We start from the raw sequence: 21,231 nt of genomic DNA, 5'->3' as shown, positions 1-21,231 counted from the left end.
GCAGGGTCTTCTCGCTATCGGTGATGTGACGCCGAAGTCTGGGTGCCATGCAACACTCCTTCCGCTTGCGCGTCTATAGTGTGTTGCTTTGACCGGCTGAAGTCGCAGTCGAAAGGGGACCAATGCTAGCTCGTTATCCCACGCCGGCGGGTTGATCGGAACAGGGGGCAGATTTGGCGACACGGACAACGGCGTGAGCCCGACTCTGCATTCGAAGGACGACTATGGTCAACCTCCTGGCATGGTCGCAAGACGGGCGGCCCAAGCATGGCCCCCGGTGTCTTTCCGCCCCCGGGGCAAAGCCGCGTAAAATGGTCGCTTTACGCCCACTCAAGTGCCCCCATGGCCCTCACCGCCACCATCCACAAGGCCGAACTGTCGATCAGCGACATGGACCGGCACTACTACGCCACCCACGCATTGACCCTCGCCCGGCATCCGTCGGAAACCGAGGAGCGATTGATGGCGCGCCTGCTCGCGTTCACGCTGTATGCCGACGAACGGCTGGAGTTCGGCAAGGGGCTCAGCGACACCGACGAACCGGCCCTGTGGCGCAAAGCCTATACCGACGAGATCGAGCTGTGGATCGACGTCGGCCTGCCAGATGAAACACGCTTGCGCAAAGCCTGCAACCAGTCGCGGCACGTCGTGGTGCTGGCCTATGGCGGCCATGCCGTCGACGTATGGTGGAGCAAGATTGCCAGCACGCTCACCCGCCACGAGAATCTCAGCGTGCTCGCCATCGACCACGCCGACATGCAGCAACTGGCTGCCCTGTGCGAGCGTAGCATGCGCCTGCAATGCCTGATCCAGGACGGCGAACTGCAGCTCATCGCCGGCGACCTCACGCTGCCGATCCGTCCGGCCATCCGCAAGGGTGAGTACGCTGTCGCTTGAGAAAGTGCCCTTGCACCGTCTTGAAACGTCCGCTTCGGGTCCAGGCTGTGTGAAAACCCCGGACCATCAACAACGATGTGGCTTCTACGCGCAATCTGACTCACTCGTCGAACGCGAGCAGGCCAGCTTTGCATATACGCAGATCATTTTGATCAAGAACTGCGCAGCGCGAGATGGCGTTTTGCGTTTTCACACAGCCTCGTTCGAAAGCAGACCTTTTCCGAATCATAGCCACAGGCGCCTATCGCACCTGTGGTTAGCTGCAGCGGGCTGCTCAGTGCTTGTCGGAACCGATGTTCAAACCGACCGGAGTCCGCAGACTCCCACGTTCGCGGGAGTGGCCAGCAAGATCGGCGCCTGGCTAGAGGCTGACCACCATGCGTTCGGCTTCCGGCATGTCCTCGACCTCCTTCTGCACCTCGGCCACGAAGGGGCGGGGCATGGATAGCGCGAAGCCCTGCGCAAAATCGATGCCCAGGCGGGCGACCTCATAAACGAGCTCGGTCGAGCTGACGCATTCGGCGATGGTGAGTTTGCCGGTGACGTGGCCGATGTTGTTGATCGCCTCCACCATGGCGAAGTCGATGGGGTCTTCGATCATGTCCTTGACGAAGCTGCCTTCGATTTTCACGAAGTCCACCGGCAAGTGCTTGAGATACGTAAACGAAGACATGCCCGCGCCAAAGTCGTCCAGCGAGAACAGGCAGCCTAGTGCGCGCATGTCATTGATAAAGGTGGTGGCGCGGGTGAGGCTGGAAATGGCGGCGGTCTCGGTGATCTCGAAGCAGATCAGCGAGGGCGGAATGCGGTGCTCGGCAAACTGTTGATGCAGGTAGGCGGCGAAACCGTCTTCGCAGAGCGAGGTGCCGGATAGGTTGATGGCGCATAGACGCGGCACGCGTTCGGGGTGGTTATCCAATAGCTGGCGCAGCACGCCAAAAGCGGAATGCACCACCCAGCGATCGATGGATGGCATCAAGCCGTAGCGCTCGGCGGCGGGAATGAAGGCGCGCGGGGGCACCAGCGTGCCGTCCTCGCTCACCATGCGCAGTAGCAGCTCCACGTGGCGGCGTTCGTGCGGTTGGCGCATGTCCACGATGTCCTGGGCATACAGGCGCAGGCGTCCGTCGTTGAGCGCCGCCTGGATGCGGCCGACCCAGCACATTTCGGTCTGCCGTTCGGCCACCTCGCCATGATCGAGTTCGTAGCTCTGTACGCGGTTGCGGCCCTTTTCCTTGGCGAGATGGCAGGCCGCGTCGGCGGCGCCAAGCACGTCTTCGACATCCAGTTGTTCGTTGTGCAGGCATACCAGGCCGATGCTTGCGCTGATGGAAAACATCCGCTCGCCATAGATGAACGGTTGGTCGCCCACGGCGGCACGCAGGTTTTCGGCGATACGGTGGGCAGCTTCGGCAGGGCAATCCTCCAGCAGAATCACGAATTCGTCGCCGCCAAGGCGTGCCACCGCATCGGAGGAGCGCACCTGGTGGGTGAACAGGTTGGCGATCTGCCTCAGCAACTCGTCGCCTGCCGCGTGACTGCAGGTGTCGTTGACCAGCTTGAACTGGTCCAAGTCCAGGTAGAGCACCGTGAACGGCGGGCCGCCGGCGCGCATGGAACGCGTGGAGTGCACCAGGCGTCGCTCGAACTCGCGTCGGTTGATGAGGCCGGTGAGCACGTCGTGGCTGGCCTGGTACACCAACTGGGCGGCGTGCTCGCGGTCGCTGCTGACATCACGAATCACCAGCACCATGCCATCCATGTGGCCCAGGCGGTCACGAATGGGGGTGATGGTGAGGTCGACGCCAATGGTGTGGCCATCGGGCTGCACGAGTTCGAGTTTGTCGTCCGGGCTCCAACTCGTGCGGCCTCGCCATACCTGGCGCACAGGGTCCACGATGGGTTCGCCGCTGGCGGCGGTGATAAAGCAGCACACGGTGGAGACGGTGCTGCCTCGCGCTTCGTCCAGGGTCCACTGGGTGAGGCGCTCGGCACACGGGTTGAGGTATTGGATGTGGCCGTGTGCATCGGTGGTGATTACCGCGTCGCCGATCGATTGCAGGGTTACTTCAGCGCGTTCCTTGGCGGCGAACAGCATGGCTTCGGCAAGGCGACGCTCGGTCACCTCGGAAATCGAACCCGCTGTACGCAGCGCTTTGCCCTGTGGATCGCGCAGCGAGGTGCCGCGTGCGCGGAACCATCGCGGGCTGCCGTCGGCCTGGCCCACTCGAAATTCCAGATCGAGTGGCCGCCCGCGGCGCACATGCGCCAGCAGGGCACGTTTGGCGCTGGCGCGATCGGTCGGGTGAATGCGCTGGAACAGGGCGCCGTCCGCGAGATCGTCGCGCCCATGCAGACCAAGCATCTGACGCAAGCGTGGCGAAAGATAGACCGCGCCGTTGCGGCGGTCCCAATCCCACAAACCCTCGTTGCTGCCGGCCATGGCAAGCTGAAAGCGGTCTTCGCTAGCGCGCAGCGCGTGTTCGGCGGAGCTGCGATCGCGCAGCAGGCGGCGTGCGCGACGCGCCGCGCCAAAGGCAAGGATGGCGCCAATCAGGCACAGGCTCAGGCGAAGTGCGGCGGTGGTTTCGCGGGACGCCTGGCTCAGCGCTTCGGAGAAGGCGTTTTCCAGGGGCGTGAGGCGCTCGTCCATGGAGCGTAGTTGCTTTCGGTAGCTTCGCAGCGTGGCTTCGTCGTGATGACGCTGCGTGGCCTGCGCATGAATGACATCGGCCAACGCGGTGATCTCATCGATCGTCAGGTCCGCCTCGCGCCAGATGGCAAGGGCGCGCGCGATGGGTGGGACCGCGTGAAAGTAGCGATAGAGCCGTGTCATGCCGGCCACATCGGCGGCATCGATACCGCCGGCGATGAACTGGCGCGTGACGATCGCCATGTCCGGTTCGGGCTTATCCAGCTCCATGCGCGCCTGGCGGTCGCCGAGAGGCACCGCGATCGCATCGCGAAACTGCTGGAACTCCAGTTCGGAAAAGTCGGTGAGGTAGCGCTGCAAGTGACCAACGGCAACCTTCTGGCCCTTCGACCAGCGGCTTTCGCCACCCACGAATCCGCGCGCCGCGGACAAAATGTCCAGGCTAGCGACACAAAGGCCGATCATTACCGCGATCACCAAGACAAACGGAAGAACGATCTCCGTTGTCCGCTCGTCCCTGTGCGGCACAGCCTCCCGGCTATGTCGAGCCATGACACGCCCCCTGTGCGGTCTGGAATGACAGGTTACTTTTGTATCGGCCATGACGGCCGAACTTGAGTAATACGGTGCGACTTGTTTTAGCGGCCCCTCTTAAGGTTTTGCCGAGTTTGCATATCCAAGTGCCCGTGTCTATAGAACTTTGAGTGTTTTCACGGAGACTCCACGCACGCTGCACATGTCGTGCACGACTTGTCGATCCTGGGCATGCCGGTGCGTCGGCACTATGAGGGGGCGACGCGCGGCGTCGTTTCGTGTGCAACCGCCAAAGGAGTTCGCGTTATGTCTCGACGTTTCCAGCGCATCACGCCGTTTCTGTGGTTCAACGACCAGGCCGAACAGGCGGCCGCTTTCTATGTGTCGATTTTCGAGAACTCGCGCATCGTGACGACCACGCGCTACACCCGCGAAAGCGCGCTGGCCTCCGGGCGCCCCGAAGGCTCGGCGATGACCGTGGATTTTGAGTTGGACGGCCAATCGTTGGTTGCGCTCAACGGCGGCCCGGTGCATCGCTTCAACGAGGCGGTATCGCTGGTGGTCAACTGCCGCTCGCAGGATGAGGTGGATTACTACTGGCAACGCCTGTTGGAGGGCGCGGCCGATCAAACAGGGCAATGCGGTTGGCTCAAGGATCGCTACGGGCTTTCCTGGCAGGTGGTGCCGGAGGAGATGATTGCGATGCTCACCACGGCCGACGCCGCGAGTGTGGCGCGTGTCACCGCGGCGATCATGTCGATGCACAAGCTGGATCTGCCGCGCTTGCGCGAGGCGGCGGCGGGTTAGGCAAGGTTTGAGCGGGCGACAGGTGGTTCGTCATGGCAGCTTTCGCTGGGGTGACGATCAAGGTCGAGCATGCTTGGGTCACGCCCGAGAGCGTTCACTCATCGCCGCAGCTGTCGGGCACCCACAAGGCCTTGCCGGTGACGTGCTCGGTCTTGGGCTTGCCTTTGAGCTTGGGCAGCTTTGGCTCGGGAATGCTCTCGTCGTGGCGGGGCACCTGTTCCAGCAGATGGCGGATCAGGTTGATGCGGCCGCGCTTCTGGTTGTTGTAATCCACCACGAACCATGGCGCATGCGGGCGATGGGTGCGCTCGATCATCAGGTCGCGCAGGTGGCCGATCTCGCTGTACTTCTCGCGAGAGGCCAGATCATTGGCGGAGAGCTTCCAGCGCTTCAATGGGTCCTTGGCGCGCTCGGCGAAACGTTCTTCCTGTGACTCCTGGTCCACGGCCAGCCAGTACTTGAGCAGGATGATGCCGTCGTCGGTGAGCAGCTTCTCGAAGCCGGGCACGGCATTCATGAAGGCCTTGTACTGGGACTTGGTGCAAAAGCCCATGGCGGGTTCGACCACGGCGCGGTTGTACCAGCTACGGTCGAACAGCACGATTTCACCGGCGCTCGGTAGATGGGCCACGTAGCGCTGGAAGTACCACTGCGTGGCTTCGGTTTCGTCCGGTTTGGGCAGTGAGGCGATACGGTAGCCGCGCGTATCCATCGACTCGGTGATGGCCTTGATGGTGCCGCCCTTGCCGGCGGCATCGCGCCCTTCGAGCACCACCACCAGCCGATGGCCGCTGCGGCGCAGCCATCGGTGCAGTCCGGCCAGTTCCAGTTGTAGCTCCGCCATAAGGCGGCGGTAGGTCTTGTCCTTGAGCTTGGCCATTTGCGGGTACCTCTGGCTGGGGCGTTAGATATCCAGGTCCGCGGGTTTGCGTCCGATGCGATAGCGGGCACTCATGGACTGCACGGCACGGCGGAAGTCGATGGCGAAATCCCGCATGTCGAACAGCGAACTGTGCGTACGTTGCAGCGCCAGATGCTGACGCAGCGTGACGAGAGCGTCCCGGTCGTTGCCCAGTTGGGTGGCCATGGCGATGAAGGTGTCTTCGTCTTCGCAGGCCAGTTCGGGCAAGCCCAGCTCCATCAGCAGGCTGGTGGCCACGCGGCCGGCAAAGGTATGGCCCGTACAGGTAAGTACCGGGCAGCCCGCCCATAGCGCGTCGGAGGCGGTGGTGTGGGCGTTGTAGGGCAGGGTGTCCAGGAACAGGTCGGCGTGCACGTAACGGGACAGGTAGGCGTCGTGGGGCAGGTGCGGCTGGAACACCAGGCGCTCCGGCGCCACGCCAGCCGCACCGGCGGCGGCGCGCAGGCGATCGTCGGTGCCGTCGGGCCCGCTGAGCAACCACAGCACGCTGTCGGGCACCTGCTGCAGGATCACCATGAAGCGGGCAAAGGCCGTGGGGTTGAGCTTGTAACTGTTGTTGAAGCAGACGAAGACGGTGCCTTCGCTCGGCAGGCCGCACTCGGCGCGTGACGGCGGCTCAGCCACGATGCGGGTGTTGTCATTGGGTTGGTAGCAGCGGGCCAGGCGCAGCAGCTTTTCGCTCACGTGCGGGCGCAGGCTGTCGGGCAGCACGGTGGCGTCGGCCAGCAGGTAATCCATCCACGGGGCGCCGGAGCTGCCCGGATAGGCCAGCCAGTTCACCTGCACCGGGGCGGGGCGCAAGGCGAAGGTTTCGGCGCTGTCGCTGCCGGAGTAGCCGTTGAGATCGAACAGCACCTCGATGCCGACTTCATGGATGCGCTGGGCGAGTTGGGCCGGGCGCAGTGCCGAAACGTCATGCAGGGTGCAGGCCGCGGCGAGCCGGCGGCGGATGGCGCCGCCGTCGTCCGGCGTGGTGGCGAACAGGTGGATATCCAGCTCGTCGCCGGTCATCGCCTCCAGCATGGCGACCACCAGCAGCCCGGTGGCGTGCTCGTTGAAGCCATCGGCCACCATGCCCACACGCACCGGCGCATCAGGCATGGGCTTGGCGTGGCTGAACGCCAGTTGCTTGCGCAGGGCGGCGACCTGTCGCTCGATCGATTGCGCGTAGGTAGTGGCGCAGCGCAGTTGCAGCTCGGCGTCGACGTCTTCGGACAGCATGACGAACGGGCTGACCAGGCTGTGACCATCGCCGGCGAGCGTCTTTGCTTTGGCGCTGAGTTCGTCGAGCCCGCGCCAGTCGCACAGCTTGCGGCGAACGAACAGCAGCTGCGACACGATGCGGCCATCGTCCGGCGACAGCTTCAAGGCTCGCTCGTAGGCCTGCGCGGCGGCAGCGAACTGTTCTTCTGCTTCCAGTGCCTGGCCGGCGGCGAAGGCATGCTGAGGGTTGGCTGGCGCGATGCGTTCGGCGATCTGCCAGGCCTGCACGGCTTCGGCGGCGCGTCCCTGCCCCATGCGGATGCGCGCGCGCATGGCATAGGCGGCATCGAAGCGCTGATGCAGGCTGAGGGCTTCGTCCACGTGCACGCTGGCCTGGTCGTAGTGGCCAAGCTCCAGCTCGGCGGCGGCCAGGTTGAGGCGCAAGCCGGGGTGTTCAGGTGCCCCGTGCGTGGCCATGGCGTAGGACTCGCGCGCATTCGGGTAACGCCCCGCGGCCATGAGTGCATTGCCGAGGATCAGCAGTACGGCGGGGTGCCCGGGCGCCTTGCGCAGGGCGGCACGCAGGTGTTCGACGGCTTCGTCCGCCTTGCCTTGGGCGAGCAGGAGGCTGCCGAGGTTGCACTGCACCTCGATGCTCTGCGGTGCGAGGGTGGCGGCGCTTTGCAGCACGGTATGCGCTTCGTCCAGTCGTTCGGACTGGAGCAGCGCAATGCCGTACAGGCGCGCCAGTTCGGGCTCCTGGGGATAGATGCCGTGGGCGCGCTCGGCGAGCGCGCAGGCGCTGGCCAGATCATCGTGTTCGAGCTGCTCGGCGATGTGCAGCGCGAATACTTGCGGGGAGGGGTGTGCGGCGTTGTTCATCTGCCCAAACTAGCGCAGCGCGCCCGTGGCTGCCAATCCACGCATGGCCGCAGCAGGGTGCGGCGGGTGATGCTTAGGGAAGGTCTGATTAAACGACATCTTGCTCGTCATTCCTGCGAAAGCAGGAGGTGCTTTTTAACAGCCGAAGGGCTGGTCATCCAGTGCCTCTACCTTCAAGCATTTACAGGCTATGGATGACCAGCCCTTCGGCTGTTGAAAGGCGCTTCCAGCGCTTGCCCCCTTTTGGGGGTTCGCTGGGATGACGAGCAAAATCAGAGCATCCTTAGCCCGCCGTGAGCGCCTTGAGTTCGTCCGCCTGGTTCTCGCGGGTGAGGGTGTCGACCAGTTCGTCCAGGTCGCCCTGCAGCACTTCGGTGAGGCGGTACAGGGTGAGATTGACGCGGTGATCGGTGATGCGGCCCTGCGGGAAGTTGTACGTGCGAATACGCTGGCTGCGATCGCCCGAGCCTACCTGCAACCGGCGCGATTCGGCCTGCGCGGCGGCCTGCTTGCTGCGTTCGTCGTCGAGCAGGCGGGCCTTGAGCAGGCTGAGCGCGCGGGCGCGGTTCTTGTGCTGGCTGCGCTCGTCCTGGCACTCCACCACGATGCCGGTGGGCAGATGGGTGATGCGGATGGCCGAGTCGGTTTTGTTGACGTGCTGTCCGCCAGCGCCGGATGCGCGGAAGGTGTCGGTCTTGAGGTCGGCCGGGTTGATCTCGATGTCGTCGATCTCATCCATTTCCGGCAGGATCGCCACGGTCGCGGCGGAGGTATGGATGCGCCCCTGCGACTCGGTTTCCGGCACGCGCTGCACGCGGTGTGTGCCCGATTCGAACTTCAGTCGCGAATAGGCGCCCTTGCCCTCGATGCGCGCGACGATTTCCTTGTAACCGCCGTGCTCGCCGTGGTTCTCGCTGAGAATTTCCACGTGCCAGCGGCGACGCTCGGCATAGCGGGCGTACATGCGGAACAGGTCGCCCGCGAAGATGGCGGCCTCGTCGCCGCCGGTGCCGGCGCGCACTTCCAGGTACAGGTTGGCCTCGTCGCGCGGGTCTTTGGGCAGCAGCAGGATCTGCAGTTCGTCGTCCAGCACCTGCAGGCGCTGTTCGAGGCGGCCGATGTCGTCTTGCGCCATGTCGCGCAACTCGGGGTCGTCCAGCATGGCGCGCGTTTCGGCCAGCTCGCGGCCGGCCTGGTCGTGCTCGCGCAGTGCGTTGGCAAGCGGCTCCAGTTGGGCGTACTCGCGCGAGAGTTCGCGAAACCGGGTGTTGTCGGCCAGCACGTCGGGCTGGCCGAGCAGCAGGCCGATTTCTTCGTGGCGTTCGGCGAGGGATTCGAGCTTGCGGCGGATCGATGGCGTCATGAGCGGGAAGCAGGGCAAAGAGGTGGGCGGCGGTGGTGCGCAATAGCGTGTGCGCGTGTGCTGGATGACCGTCGCTACTCTTCGTTCACTTCGGGCTTCTCAGTGATGCCATACAGGCGACCAGCGGCGTGCAACAGATCCATGTCGCCGTTGAGCGCGGCTTCGCGCAGGCGGGCGCTGGGGTGATGCAGCAGTTTGTTGGTAAGTGTGTTGGCGAGGAAGGCCAGCGCCTCCTCCGGCGACTTGCCGCGCGCCAGCATGGCGCGGGCTTTGTCGAGCACCTCGTCGCGATACAGCTCAGCGTGCTGGCGCAGGTCGACCGCCGGGTTGCGCATGGTGAGCGCGCGGCGCCAGGCCATGTAGCGCTCCACCTGCAGGTCGATGATGGCGTCCGCTTCGCGGGCTGCCGCCTCGCGCGAGCGGCGGTTGTCGTCGATCACCTGGCGCAGGTCGTCGATGCCGTAGAGGAAGATGTCGTCCAGCTCGCCCACCGACGACTCGATGTCGCGCGGCACGGCGATGTCCACCATGAACATGGGTTTGCGCCGACGCGTGGCGATGGCCTTCTCGACCATGGCGCGCGTCACGATGGGCTCGCGGGCGGCGGTGGAGCTGATCACGATGTCCGCTTCGGCCAGGTGCTGCGGCAGGTCGGGCAGGGAGATCGCGTAGCCGCCGTGGCGGCTGGCCAGCTCCTGTGCGTTTTCCAGCGTGCGGTTGGCCACGATCAGCCGGCGCACCTGCTTGTCCGCGAGGTGACGCGCGGCCAGTTCAATGGTGTCGCCAGCGCCAATCAGCAGCACGCAGGCGTCGCGCAGGTCGGTGAATACCTGCTCGGCGAGGCGAACGGCGGTAAAGGCCACCGACACGGTGTGCGCGCCGATGCGGGTGTCCGTGCGTACGCGCTTGGCTACGGCAAACGTGTGTTGCAGCAGGCGCTCCATCGGGGCGCGCAGCATCTGCGCGTCGCGGGCCTGCTGGTAGGCATCCTTCACCTGACCCAGGATTTGCGGCTCGCCCAGCACCATGGAGTCGAGCCCGGTGGCGACGCGAAACATGTGACGCACAGCGGCGTCTTCATCATGCCGATACAGGAACTCGTCGAGTCTTCCCGGGGTCAGTTGATGATGACGGCTGAGCCAATCCCGCGGCACCCCTTCGGCTCCCGCTACCACGCTCACGTAGAGCTCGGTGCGGTTGCAGGTGGAGAGGATCATCGCCTCTTCGACGCCCGGCTCGCGGCTTAGGGCTTGCAACGCCGCACTAGCGGCGTCCGCATCGAACGCTACCTGTTCGCGCAGGTTGACCGGCGCGGTGAGGTGGTTGAGCCCTAGGGCGATCAGCGTCATGGTGTGTGGCGATTCGAGGCGGGAAGCATGCGGCGGCGTAAACTAGGCTTTAGCACCGGCCGTTCTAGATTGATGGCGGCCAACACAGACGGATGAGCGGAGAATAGTGTGCTGAGCAGGTGGTTCAAGTTCAAGCAACTGCGGCATTTTGCGGCGAGCGGCATGGTTCTGGTGGCCCTGGCCGGGTGCGCCACTGCGCCCGGGCGCCCTGGCGCGCAGGGCGCCAGCAGTCGCCAGCCCCTGGGGCAGCTCACCGTAGCCACCTCCGACGCCGACCACGATCTGTTGGCCCAGCTCATGGCTGGCGAGATGGCGCTGACCCATAGCGACCTCAAGGCCGCCTCGGTCGCCTACGGCCGCGCTGCCCAGCTTTCGACCGACCCGAAGGTCGCCGAGCAGGCCACCGCGCTGGCGATTGCCGTGCGCGACAACGACGCCACGCAGGCGGCCATGGCCCGCTGGCAGGCGCTTGGCGCCAAACCGGTGGCGCTGGCGCAGGCCCGGGCACAGCAGGCCTTGAGTCAGGGCGATACTGAAGAAGCTCGCAAGCAGCTCGAGATACTCGTGGGCACCGGCGATCCAGATGCTTGGCGTCTGTTCGGGCGTGCCTTGGTTGGGAGCCGTGACGCGGCCCAGGCGAGCCGTCTCCTGGAGGCGGTGGCGACGCCGCAACGGCTTCCGGCTGATCCGCAGGCCTGGCTGGCCATGAGTGAGTTGGGCGACAAGTTGGGCCGCCACGCTTATGCACTGCAGATCGCCGAGGCGGCGGCCAAGCGTTTCGGTACGGCCGAAACCTATGCCTGGCTGGGGCAGATGAAGTTTCGCGATGGCGACAAGGTTGGCGCCAAGGCATTGTTCGATAAGGCTTTGGCCAAGTCGCCCAAGAACGCTCAGTTGCGTCTTGCCTACGCCACGCTGTTGGGGCAGGGCGGCGATTACGCCGCGGCTGCGCGCTTGTTGGACAACGGCCCGCAAGATGCCGACACCTTCGCCATGCGCGCGGCCCTGGCGGCCCACAACAACGACGCCAAGGCCATTGGCCGCCTGTACGCGCAACTGCAGCACTCCCCGGAGGAGGTTCGTCAGGGCAGTGCGTATCTGCTGGGGCAGCTCGCCGAAATGCTCGACAAGAAGGAAGAGGCGTTGAAGTGGTACGACCAGGTGGCCGATGAGGACGACCACGCATTCGACGCCGACCTGCGCAGCGCCGTGCTTCTTCAGGACCTAGGACGTAGCGCCGAGGCCCACGAGCAGCTCGCCCAGATGCAGACCGATTACCTGGATCAGCCGGCCCTGCTGCGTCGTGCCTACGAGGCCGACGCCGAGCTGTATATGAATGATCAGCAGTTCGCCCAGGCCGAGCGTGCCTATAGCCGTGCGCTGCAAGTGACGCCCGACGATCCCGCGCTGCTGTACGGGCGCGGCATGGCCTATGCGAACGGCGGCCAGATCGACCTGGCCGTGGTGGATTTTCGCCGGCTGCTGGAACTCAAGCCCGACGACACCGACGCCAGCAACGCACTGGGCTACACCCTGGCCGATGCCAACCGCGACCTGCCCGAAGCCCAGCGCTTGATCGAGTCGGCGCGCGCGGCGCGTCCGGACGATCCGGCTATCCAGGATTCCTGGGGCTGGCTGCAATACCGGCTGGGCCATCTGGACCAGGCGGAGAAAACCCTGCGTGGCGCGTGGCTGGCGCATAAAGACAGCGACGTCGGCGTGCATCTGGGCGAAGTGTTGTGGAAGTTGGGTCGGCAGGAAGACGCGCGGCGCGTTTTCGACGAAGTGCGTAAGATCGACCCGCAGAGCACCAACCTCCACAACACTCTCCAGCGTCTCAATCCATGAAGCCTTCCATTCGAGTTCTTGCGGCAGCCTTGCCGCTGCTGCTAGCCGCCTGTGCCCCCAACGTAGTGGTCAAGCCGGCTCCCAAGGCCGATTACGCGGCGCTACTCGATGAGCAGCGGGCTCGCGAGCGCCTGCTGGCCCACACGGATCATTGGGTGCTCCAGGGCAAGATCGGGGTATCCGGCCAAGTCAATGGCAAGCAGGATGGCGGCAGCGGCACGCTCACCTGGACCCAGAACGGCGACAGCTACGATTTCGTGGTGCGTGGACCGATCGGCAGCAAGAGTTTCAAGCTCAGCGTGACGCCGGATGGCGCCGTGCTGGAGGGCCTGGAAGGTGGCCCGCAGCGCAACCCCAACCCCGAGGTACTGGTGCAGAACGCGTTGGGCTGGCATGTGCCGCTGCGTGATCTGCGTGCCTGGGTGCTGGGCCTGCGCGCCGACAGCGGTCCGGCGGAGTTGACCTTTGGCGCCGATGGCCTGCCGTCGGTGCTCGCCCAGGACGGCTGGAATGTCAGTTACCCCGCCTGGAACACCGCGCGCCAGCCGGCGGTGCCCAACAAAGTGTTCGCCGAAAACCCGCCGTACAAGGTGCGTCTGTCGGTGGAGTCCTGGAGCATCCAGTAAGTTGGGCAAGGTGGCGGCCTGGCGACGGCGGGCGGCACAAAGGCAGGGATCGGCATGAGTTTTCACATCGAACGGGCCCGCGGCGATCAGGTCGAGGCCTTGTGCGCCATCGAGCGGGCGGCGGTGGAGTTGTTCCGCGGCCATCGCGCATGGCCCTCGTACCGCCAGGTGTCGGTGCCGCCGGAGGTGTTGCGCGAGGCTATCGAGCGCGGCCTGGTATGGGTGGCCGTGATCGGCTCGGGCGAGCCGGTGGGTTTCGTCTGGCTTGACGCCGAGCAGGACGGCCATGCCATCGGCGTGGCCGAGATGGACGTGCTGCCCTCCCACGGGCAGCGCGGCATTGGCGCGGCCCTGTTGGAGCACGCTTGCGGCTGGGCCCGCATGGCCGGCTATCACCGGGTGGATCTGGGCACCTTGTCGGATGTGCCCTGGAACGCCCCGTTCTACGCCAAGCACGGCTTTGTCGAGGTGGACAAGCATGCGCCCGAATACGCCTTTGCCCGAGAACGAGATCGCGAAAACGGCTTTCCCGACGATCTGCGAGTATTCATGAGCCACCCTCTGGCGCCGCCGGACCCGAATGACTGGACCGTGTGGCCCGCCCCGGCCAAGGTCAATCTGTTCCTCCGCATCGTGGGGCGGCGCCCGGATGGTTACCACGAGCTGCAAACCGTGTTTCGCTTGCTCGATTGGGGCGACGAGATCCGCCTGCGCCGTCGCGCGGATGGTGAGATCCATCGATTCACCGACGTGCCCGGGGTGCCGGCTGAGAATGATCTGATTGTCCGTGCGGCTCGCCTGCTGCAGCCCCATGCGCCCGCCGGCTGCGGTGTGGATATCGAGATCGACAAGCGCATTCCCATGGGCGGAGGCCTGGGGGGCGGCAGTTCCGACGCAGCCACCGTGCTGGTAGCTCTGAATCGCTTGTGGCAAGCCGGGCTGAATGACGACGCCCTGGCCGAACTGGGGCGCCAACTGGGCGCCGACGTGCCGGTATTCGTCCGCGGCCGCTCGGCCTGGGCCGAGGGAATTGGCGAGAAACTCACCCCCCTGGAACTGCCTGAGCGCTGGTACGTCGTGCTCGAACCTCACGAGCATGTACCCACCGCGGCACTTTTTCAGGCACCCGAATTGACACGAAATGCACCTCCGGCGACAATTTCGTCCTTTACTTCGGGCGAAACGGTCGAGAACACGTTCGCGCCCGTGGTCCGCGCGCGACATCCGCGCGTGGCCGCGGCGCTGGACTGGCTCGGTGGCTTCGGTCGGGCAAGGCTTTCGGGCAGCGGTGCGTGTGTGTTCCTGGAGACGGAGTCGCCGGAACGCGCCGAGGCCATAGCGGAGCGATGTCCTGCACGGTTTACGGCCCATGTGGCCAAAGGCGTGGACACCTCACCGCTCAAGCTTGCGCTGGCGCGTCATCGATGCGCCGACGCAGGGAGCCGGTAACAAAGAAATCCAGTGATACTGGGGCGTCGCCAAGCTGGTTAAGGCACGGGATTTTGATTCCCGCATGCGTAGGTTCGAATCCTACCGCCCCAGCCATTCCACACAAATGGCTCTCAGGTTTAGAACATGACTCTCGATACGTCCGGCCCGATGCTCTTCACCGGCAACGCCCACCGCGCCCTGGCCGAGGATGTTGCCCAGCGTCTGGGCGTGCCGCTCGGCAAGGCGCTCGTCGGCACCTTCAGTGACGGCGAAGCGCAGATTGAGATCGAAGAGAACGTTCGCCGTCAGGAAGTGTTCGTGCTGCAGCCCACGGGCGCACCGAGCGCGGAGAATCTGTTCGAACTGTTGGTGCTGGTGGACGCGCTCAAGCGCGCCTCGGCCGCCAGCGTCACCGCGGTGATCCCGTATTTCGGCTATGCCCGCCAGGACCGTCGCCCGCGCTCGGCGCGCGTGCCGATCACGGCGAAGATGGTGGCCAAGATGATCGGCACCGCGGGTGTGGATCGCGTGCTCACGGTGGACCTGCACGCCGACCAGATCCAGGGCTTTTTCGATATCCCGGTGGATAACGTCTATGCCTCGCCGGTGCTGCTGGCGGACATCTGGCGCAACCACAGCATGGACGACCTGATCGTGGTCAGCCCGGACGTGGGTGGCGTGGTGCGCGCTCGCGCCATGGCCAAGCGCCTGGACGACGCCGACCTCGCCATCATCGACAAGCGTCGCCCCAAGGCGAACGTGGCCACGGTGATGAACATCATCGGCGATGTCGACGGCAAGACCTGCGTGCTGGTCGATGACATCGTCGATACCGCCGGCACCCTGTGTGCGGCTGCCGCGGCGCTCAAGGAGCGCGGCGCCCGCAAGGTGGTGGCGTACTGCGTGCACCCTGTGTTGTCGGGCGCGGCGCTGAAGAACATCGAAAACTCCCAGCTCGACCAGTTGGTGGTAACCAACACCTTGCCGCTGCGCCCGGATATCGCGGCCTGCGCCAAGATCCGTCAGCTCTCGGTCGCCGAGTTGCTGGCGGAAACGATCCGCCGCATCGCCTTTGGCGAATCGGTGAGCTCGCTGTACATCGATTGATTCAGGAGCGGGTGGGGCGTCGGGAATAGGTAGCAGGAAAAACACAGCGCGCATCGCAGTTCGCGCATCCTGTTCTCGATTCCCGACTCCCTACTCGCTTCAAACAACGACTCCTCTGGTCGCGGGGGAGTCGCCAGGCCACCGCGAGGTGGCTCACTACTGATAGGCAAAGCAACATGGCTACGACTCATGAAATCAAGGCGCAGAGCCGCAAGGACGAGGGGAAAGGTGCGAGCCGCCGCCTGCGTCGTGCGGGCTTCGTGCCGGCAGTGGTCTACGGCGCCGGCCAGGCTCCGCAGAGCATCGAAATCGAACACAACACCATCCTGCTCGCTGCCAAGCACGAGTGGTTCTTCTCCTCGGTGCTCGACTTGAACGTCGACGGCAAGGTGCAGAAGGTGCTGGTGCGCGATTGGCAGAAGCACCCGTACAAGCTGCTGATGCTCCACATGGACTTCCAGCGCGTGGACGAGAACGCGGTGCTCCGCGTGAACGTGCCGGTGCACTTCCTGAACCAGGACAAGTCGCCCGCCGCCAAGACCTCGGGCGTGGTGATCTCGCACAACCTGACGGAAGTGGAAGTGTCCTGCCTGCCGAAGGATCTGCCGGAGTTCATCGAGCTCGACCTGGCTGACCTGAAGGCTGGCGACATCGTCCACCTGTCGCAGCTCAAGCTGCCCAAGGGCGTGGAAATCGCCGCCCTGCACCTGGGTGCTGACCACGACATCGCCGTCGTCACCGCCAACACGGTGAAGGAAGAGGCCGAAGAAGCTCCCGCCGCGGCCGAAGCCCCGGCCGGCGACGCTGCCAAGAAGTGAGTCGCAGCGGCCCGCGCCCTTTCGGGTGCGGGCCGCACGATGTCATGGCGGGTCTTCGACTCATTGTCGGGCTGGGCAACCCCGGTACCGAATACCTCCGAACCCGGCACAATGCCGGGTTCTGGTTTGTTGACGCCCTGGCGTCAGGGCAGGGCGAGCGCTTCGGTTTCGATGGCAAGCTGCATGGCGAGACCTGCAAGGTCCGCATCGGCGGCCAGTCGGTATGGCTGCTCAAGCCCTCCACCTTCATGAACAAGAGCGGCATCGCCGTCGCCTCGGCGTTGCGCTACTACAAGATCGAGCCGGACGAGTGCCTGGTGGCCCACGACGAGCTGGATCTGGATGCGGGCACGGTCCGCATGAAGTTTGACGGCGGCCATGGCGGCCAGAACGGCCTGCGCGACATCATCGCGCACCTCGGGCACGCCAAGTTCCACCGCCTGCGCGTGGGCATCGGTCATCCTGGCCACAAGGACAAGGTTACCCCCTGGGTGCTCGGTCGTCCGTCGGCCAAGGACGAAGATGCGATAATCGACGGCATTGCCCGCGCGATCGACGTGTTGCCGCTGGCGGTCGACGGTCAGTTCGACAAGGCCATGCAACAGTTGCATACGGCAGTGAACCGTTAACCGGCATTCGTTCGAGCGACGCCGGCTTTGGTTCTACTATTGCCTGTTCCCCAATCTCTATTCCCGGATGAAACCCCATGGGTATCAAATGCGGCATCGTCGGCCTGCCTAACGTCGGCAAGTCCACCCTGTTCAACGCGCTGACCAAGGCGGGTATCGCCGCGGCCAACTTCCCGTTCTGCACCATCGAGCCGAACGTGGGCGTGGTGCCGGTGCCGGATCCGCGCCTGCAGGCGTTGTCGGACATCGTGAACCCGCAGAAGGTGATCCCCACGGCGGTGGAGTTCGTCGACATCGCCGGCCTGGTGGCGGGCGCTTCCAAGGGTGAAGGCCTGGGTAACAAGTTCCTGGCGCACATCCGCGAGGTGGATGCGATCGCCCATGTCGTGCGCTGCTTCGAGCACAGCGATATCGTGCATGTGGCCGGCAAGGTCGATCCCATTGCCGACATCGAAACCATCGACACCGAACTGGCGCTGGCGGATCTCGACTCGGTCGAGAAGGCGCTGAACCGCGCCGAGCGGTCGGCCAAGGCCAACGACAAGGAAGCCATCGCCAAGAAGCCGGTGCTGCAGAAGCTGGCGGCCGGCCTCAACGAGGGCAAGACGGCACGCAGCCTGGGCCTGGACGAGGAAGAGAAGGCGCTGGTGCGCGACCTGTTCCTGCTCACCCTGAAGCCGCTCATGTACATCGCCAACGTGCGCGAAGACGGTTTCGAGAACAACCCGCACTTGGACGCCGTGCGCGCCCGTGCAGTCGCCGAGGGCGCCGAAGTGGTGCCGGTGTGCGCCGCCATCGAAGAAGAGCTCTCGCAGCTGGACGACGCCGACCGCGACGAGTTCCTCAAGGACCTCGGCCTGGAAGAGCCGGGCCTCAATCGTGTGATTCGCGCCGGCTACAAGCTGCTCAACCTGCAGACCTACTTCACCGCTGGTGTGAAGGAAGTGCGCGCATGGACGATCAAGCGTGGCTTTACCGCCCCGCAGGCAGCCGGTGTGATCCACACCGATTTCGAGCGTGGCTTTATCCGTGCCGAAACGGTGAGCTATGACGATTTTATCCAGTACAAGGGTGAGGCCGGCGCGGCTTCCGCGGGTCGTCTACGCAAGGAAGGCAAGGACTACGTCGTCAAGGACGGCGATGTATTGCACTTCCTGTTCAACGTCTGAGCGAACGCGAACAGCCGTGCACGAAAAGCCGCGCTTTGCGCGGCTTTTTTTATCGCGATAGTGTCGGGGTGGATGCTGGTGGCATGCGGACTCGCGGATGTGTGTCATGCTGACCATTCGCATAAGAGGATGTACGTATGACCGCTAGGGGCGCCAAAGTGCGGATGCGCCTGGCTGTCGCCGAAGATTCAGTGCAGGTGGCGCGCCTGCTGCGTCGTGTAGCCCGGCGCTGGGTGTGGCCTGACCAGCCCGCATCGGCGATTCCGCTCATCCAGCGCGGCATGAGCGCCCTCGCGGTGCGAGGGGCGATCGCCGCCGGCAAGCGTTATCACACGGCATGGGCCGATGATCGCCTGGTGGGCGTGCTTGCCATGCGCGACGACTGTCACGTGTTTCAGTTGTTCGTCACGGCAAGCTGGCAGGGCAAGGGGGTGGCGCGACGCTTGTGGCACCGGGCCCTGAATGACGCGATACGTCGCGCTGGCACGCAGCGCTTTACGGTGAACTCGTCGCGCGTGGCAGTGTCGGTCTATCGCCGCCTGGGCTTCGTCCCCATTAGCGGCGAGGTGGCGTCACCGCTGGGTGTGCTCAGCACGCCGATGGTCTACGAACATCGCTAGCCGGTAACCAGGTGTCGCGCTTGCCGGGCTGTCCGGTCGGCGCACCGTCCGTCATGTTGCGTCGACTGAGGTCTAGGTTGCGGCTCGCGCGCAGGCGCATAATGAGTCTCTTATCACGCGCCCCGGGGCCGATCGCTCATGCCAGGCAAGCAGCACGAAGTGAATTTCCGTTTCCTCGCCCAGCCTACCGACGTCAATTTCGGCGGCAAGGTGCATGGCGGTATGGTGATGAAGTGGATCGACCAGGCGGGCTACGCATGTGCGGTTGCCTGGAGTGGCGCCTATTGCGTCACCGCTGCGGTCAGCGGCATCCAATTCGTGGCGCCCATCCTCATTGGCGACCTGGTGACGGTTCGTGCCCGCGTCATCCATACTGGGCGATCCAGCATGCACTTGGCAGTGGATGTCCTTGCGCGTGACCTGCGCAAGGACGAGCATCACCTGGCGACCAGTTGCGTCATGGTGTTTGTGGCCCTGGACGCGCCGGACGGCAAGCCGACCGCGGTGCCCAACTGGTTGCCGCGCGACGACAAAGAGCGTCAGTTGCAGGAGCAGGCGATGAAGCTGATGGAGCTCTCCAAGAGCATGGAGCAATTGGTGGACGCGCACGTCGCCGAAGGCGTCTGATGCAGCGTCACGAGCCCGTGAAAAAAATCGCCGGAAATCGTCAAAAATCGCGTAACAGGTGTTGACAGGCACCGGCCTGATCCACACAATAGCCGTTCTTTGTTGGAGGGATACCCAAGCGGCCAACGGGGGCAGACTGTAAATCTGCTGGCTTACGCCTTCGGTGGTTCGAATCCACCTCCCTCCACCAGACGATTTCCGCAAAGGCTGATTCAACCAGGCGGGAGTAGTTCAATGGTAGAACCTCAGCCTTCCAAGCTGATGGTGCGGGTTCGATTCCCGTCTCCCGCTCCATTGAAGTCGTCTGTTGGTGTTTTTTGTGCTCATGTAGCTCAGTCGGTAGAGCACTTCCTTGGTAAGGAAGAGGTCGCTGGTTCGATTCCAGTCATGAGCACCATCTCACCGCGGCCCGCGGTATCATTCCCACTTTTCATCATTTGACTCCATCGGGGTTTTAGACGTATGGCAAAGGGTAAATTCGAACGCACCAAGCCGCACGTCAACGTCGGCACGATTGGTCACGTGGACCACGGCAAGACGACGCTGACGGCAGCACTGACCAAGGTGGGTGCAGAGCGCTTCGGTGGCGAATTCAAGGCGTATGACGCGATTGACGCGGCGCCGGAAGAAAAGGCACGTGGTATCACGATTTCGACGGCTCACGTCGAATACGAATCGCCGACCCGCCACTACGCACACGTGGACTGCCCGGGCCACGCCGACTACGTGAAGAACATGATCACGGGTGCGGCGCAGATGGACGGCGCGATCCTGGTGTGCTCGGCCGCTGACGGCCCGATGCCGCAGACGCGCGAACACATCCTGCTGTCGCGCCAGGTGGGCGTGCCGTACATCGTCGTGTTCCTGAACAAGGCCGACATGGTGGACGACGCCGAGCTGCTCGAGCTGGTCGAGATGGAAGTGCGCGAGCTGCTGAGCAAGTACGACTTCCCGGGCGACGACACCCCGATCATCAAGGGTTCGGCTCTGAAGGCGCTGGAAGGCGACCAGTCGGAAATCGGCGTGCCGGCGATCATCAAGCTGGTGGACGCGCTGGACACCTACATTCCGGAGCCGGTGCGTGCGATCGACAAGCCGTTCCTGATGCCGGTGGAAGACGTGTTCTCGATCTCGGGCCGCGGCACCGTGGTGACCGGTCGTATCGAGCGCGGCATCATCAAGGTCGGTGACGAAGTGGAAGTGGTCGGTATCCGTCCGACCCAGAAGACCACCGTGACCGGCGTGGAAATGTTCCGCAAGCTGCTGGACCAGGGTCAGGCTGGCGACAACGCGGGTCTGCTGCTGCGTGGTCTGAAGCGCGACGACGTGGAGCGTGGTCAGGTGCTGGCGAAGCCGGGCACGATCACCCCGCACACCGATTTCGAGGCCGAGGTGTACGTGCTGTCGAAGGACGAAGGTGGTCGTCACACCCCGTTCTTCAAGGGCTACCGCCCGCAGTTCTACTTCCGTACGACGGACGTGACCGGTGCGGTGCAGCTGCCGGAAGGCGTCGAGATGGTGATGCCGGGTGACAACATTAAGATGGTTGTCACCCTGATCCACCCGATCGCCATGGACGAAGGCCTGCGCTTCGCGATTCGCGAAGGCGGTCGTACCGTCGGCGCCGGCGTGGTGGCTAAGGTCATCAAGTAATACTCGAGGGAATAGAGGGTAGGGAGTAGGGAATAGGAGAGCCAAAGCGTAAGCGCCGCTTTTCCTATTCACTATTCCCGATTTACTATTCCC

The 21,231-nt window shown here is 64.4% G+C and carries 17 protein-coding genes and 4 tRNA genes; 16 read left to right on the top strand and 5 right to left on the bottom strand.

Features of this window, described 5'->3' with window-relative positions; translation table 11 throughout:
* The first annotated feature begins 342 nt into the window (after positions 1-342).
* Positions 343-897 carry a YaeQ family protein gene (locus AC3G2C_RS18110; RefSeq protein ID WP_488386025.1) on the top strand — a complete coding sequence of 185 codons (555 nt, stop codon included), beginning with the start codon at positions 343-345 and terminating at the stop codon, positions 895-897.
* A 361-nt stretch (positions 898-1,258) separates the two neighbouring features.
* Here the strand turns inward: AC3G2C_RS18110 and AC3G2C_RS18105 are convergent, their stop codons facing one another.
* Complete coding sequence (locus AC3G2C_RS18105; protein ID WP_488386024.1) at positions 1,259-4,102, bottom strand: EAL domain-containing protein; 2,844 nt, start codon at positions 4,100-4,102, stop codon at positions 1,259-1,261.
* A gap of 288 nt (positions 4,103-4,390) precedes the next feature.
* On the opposite strand from AC3G2C_RS18105, the gene AC3G2C_RS18100 reads away from it, so the two are divergent.
* On the top strand, positions 4,391-4,891 hold the full coding sequence (locus tag AC3G2C_RS18100; RefSeq protein ID WP_488386023.1) for a VOC family protein: 501 nt from the start codon (positions 4,391-4,393) through the stop codon (positions 4,889-4,891).
* A 94-nt stretch (positions 4,892-4,985) separates the two neighbouring features.
* On the opposite strand, the gene ppk2 is transcribed toward AC3G2C_RS18100, so the two are convergent.
* From ppk2 to hemA, 4 genes are all read right to left on the bottom strand, one after another.
* Complete coding sequence (gene ppk2, locus AC3G2C_RS18095) at positions 4,986-5,771, bottom strand: polyphosphate kinase 2 (RefSeq protein ID WP_488386022.1); 786 nt, start codon at positions 5,769-5,771, stop codon at positions 4,986-4,988.
* 24 nt (positions 5,772-5,795) lie between these two features.
* Positions 5,796-7,898, bottom strand: coding sequence for an O-linked N-acetylglucosamine transferase, SPINDLY family protein (locus AC3G2C_RS18090; RefSeq protein WP_488386021.1), 2,103 nt, complete (start codon positions 7,896-7,898; stop codon positions 5,796-5,798).
* Positions 7,899-8,181: 283 nt separating this feature from the next.
* Complete coding sequence (gene prfA / locus AC3G2C_RS18085) at positions 8,182-9,261, bottom strand: peptide chain release factor 1 (RefSeq protein ID WP_488386020.1); 1,080 nt, start codon at positions 9,259-9,261, stop codon at positions 8,182-8,184.
* 74 nt (positions 9,262-9,335) lie between these two features.
* The gene (gene hemA / locus AC3G2C_RS18080; RefSeq protein ID WP_488386019.1) at positions 9,336-10,610 is read right to left on the bottom strand and encodes a glutamyl-tRNA reductase; all 1,275 of its coding nucleotides are present in this window, start codon (positions 10,608-10,610) and stop codon (positions 9,336-9,338) included.
* A 162-nt stretch (positions 10,611-10,772) separates the two neighbouring features.
* On the opposite strand from hemA, the gene AC3G2C_RS18075 reads away from it, so the two are divergent.
* The 14 genes from AC3G2C_RS18075 to tuf all read left to right on the top strand — a co-directional run bounded on the left by AC3G2C_RS18075 (position 10,773) and on the right by tuf (position 21,138).
* Complete coding sequence (locus AC3G2C_RS18075; RefSeq protein WP_488386028.1) at positions 10,773-12,458, top strand: tetratricopeptide repeat protein; 1,686 nt, start codon at positions 10,773-10,775, stop codon at positions 12,456-12,458.
* Complete coding sequence (gene lolB, locus AC3G2C_RS18070) at positions 12,455-13,084, top strand: lipoprotein insertase outer membrane protein LolB (RefSeq protein ID WP_488386018.1); 630 nt, start codon at positions 12,455-12,457, stop codon at positions 13,082-13,084. The genes AC3G2C_RS18075 and lolB overlap by 4 nt, the downstream gene beginning before the upstream one ends.
* Before the next feature lie 54 nt (positions 13,085-13,138).
* Entirely contained in the window at positions 13,139-14,533 is a 1,395-nt protein-coding gene (gene ispE / locus AC3G2C_RS18065; protein WP_488386017.1) for a 4-(cytidine 5'-diphospho)-2-C-methyl-D-erythritol kinase, read from the top strand.
* A gap of 19 nt (positions 14,534-14,552) precedes the next feature.
* A tRNA-Gln gene (locus AC3G2C_RS18060) sits at positions 14,553-14,629 on the top strand.
* A 54-nt stretch (positions 14,630-14,683) separates the two neighbouring features.
* Entirely contained in the window at positions 14,684-15,622 is a 939-nt protein-coding gene (locus AC3G2C_RS18055) for a ribose-phosphate diphosphokinase (protein WP_488386027.1), read from the top strand.
* A 176-nt stretch (positions 15,623-15,798) separates the two neighbouring features.
* Complete coding sequence (locus tag AC3G2C_RS18050) at positions 15,799-16,440, top strand: 50S ribosomal protein L25/general stress protein Ctc (RefSeq protein WP_488386016.1); 642 nt, start codon at positions 15,799-15,801, stop codon at positions 16,438-16,440.
* A 44-nt stretch (positions 16,441-16,484) separates the two neighbouring features.
* Complete coding sequence (gene pth / locus AC3G2C_RS18045; protein WP_488386015.1) at positions 16,485-17,069, top strand: aminoacyl-tRNA hydrolase; 585 nt, start codon at positions 16,485-16,487, stop codon at positions 17,067-17,069.
* Between the two features lie 77 nt (positions 17,070-17,146).
* The gene (gene ychF, locus AC3G2C_RS18040; protein WP_488386014.1) at positions 17,147-18,238 is read left to right on the top strand and encodes a redox-regulated ATPase YchF; all 1,092 of its coding nucleotides are present in this window, start codon (positions 17,147-17,149) and stop codon (positions 18,236-18,238) included.
* Positions 18,239-18,375: 137 nt separating this feature from the next.
* On the top strand, positions 18,376-18,858 hold the full coding sequence (locus AC3G2C_RS18035) for a GNAT family N-acetyltransferase (protein WP_488386013.1): 483 nt from the start codon (positions 18,376-18,378) through the stop codon (positions 18,856-18,858).
* Between the two features lie 138 nt (positions 18,859-18,996).
* Positions 18,997-19,485: an acyl-CoA thioesterase gene (locus AC3G2C_RS18030; protein ID WP_488386012.1), complete on the top strand. Its 489-nt coding sequence runs from the start codon at positions 18,997-18,999 to the stop codon at positions 19,483-19,485.
* Between the two features lie 104 nt (positions 19,486-19,589).
* A tRNA-Tyr gene (locus tag AC3G2C_RS18025) sits at positions 19,590-19,675 on the top strand.
* 30 nt (positions 19,676-19,705) lie between these two features.
* Positions 19,706-19,779, top strand: a tRNA-Gly gene (locus AC3G2C_RS18020).
* A gap of 27 nt (positions 19,780-19,806) precedes the next feature.
* Positions 19,807-19,882, top strand: a tRNA-Thr gene (locus tag AC3G2C_RS18015).
* Between the two features lie 65 nt (positions 19,883-19,947).
* Complete coding sequence (gene tuf, locus AC3G2C_RS18010) at positions 19,948-21,138, top strand: elongation factor Tu (RefSeq protein WP_488386003.1); 1,191 nt, start codon at positions 19,948-19,950, stop codon at positions 21,136-21,138.
* Positions 21,139-21,231 lie beyond the last annotated feature (93 nt).

It is taken from the genome of Frateuria sp. sgz306004 (genome assembly GCF_057750885.1).
This window is presented reverse-complemented; position numbering and strand designations above follow the sequence as displayed.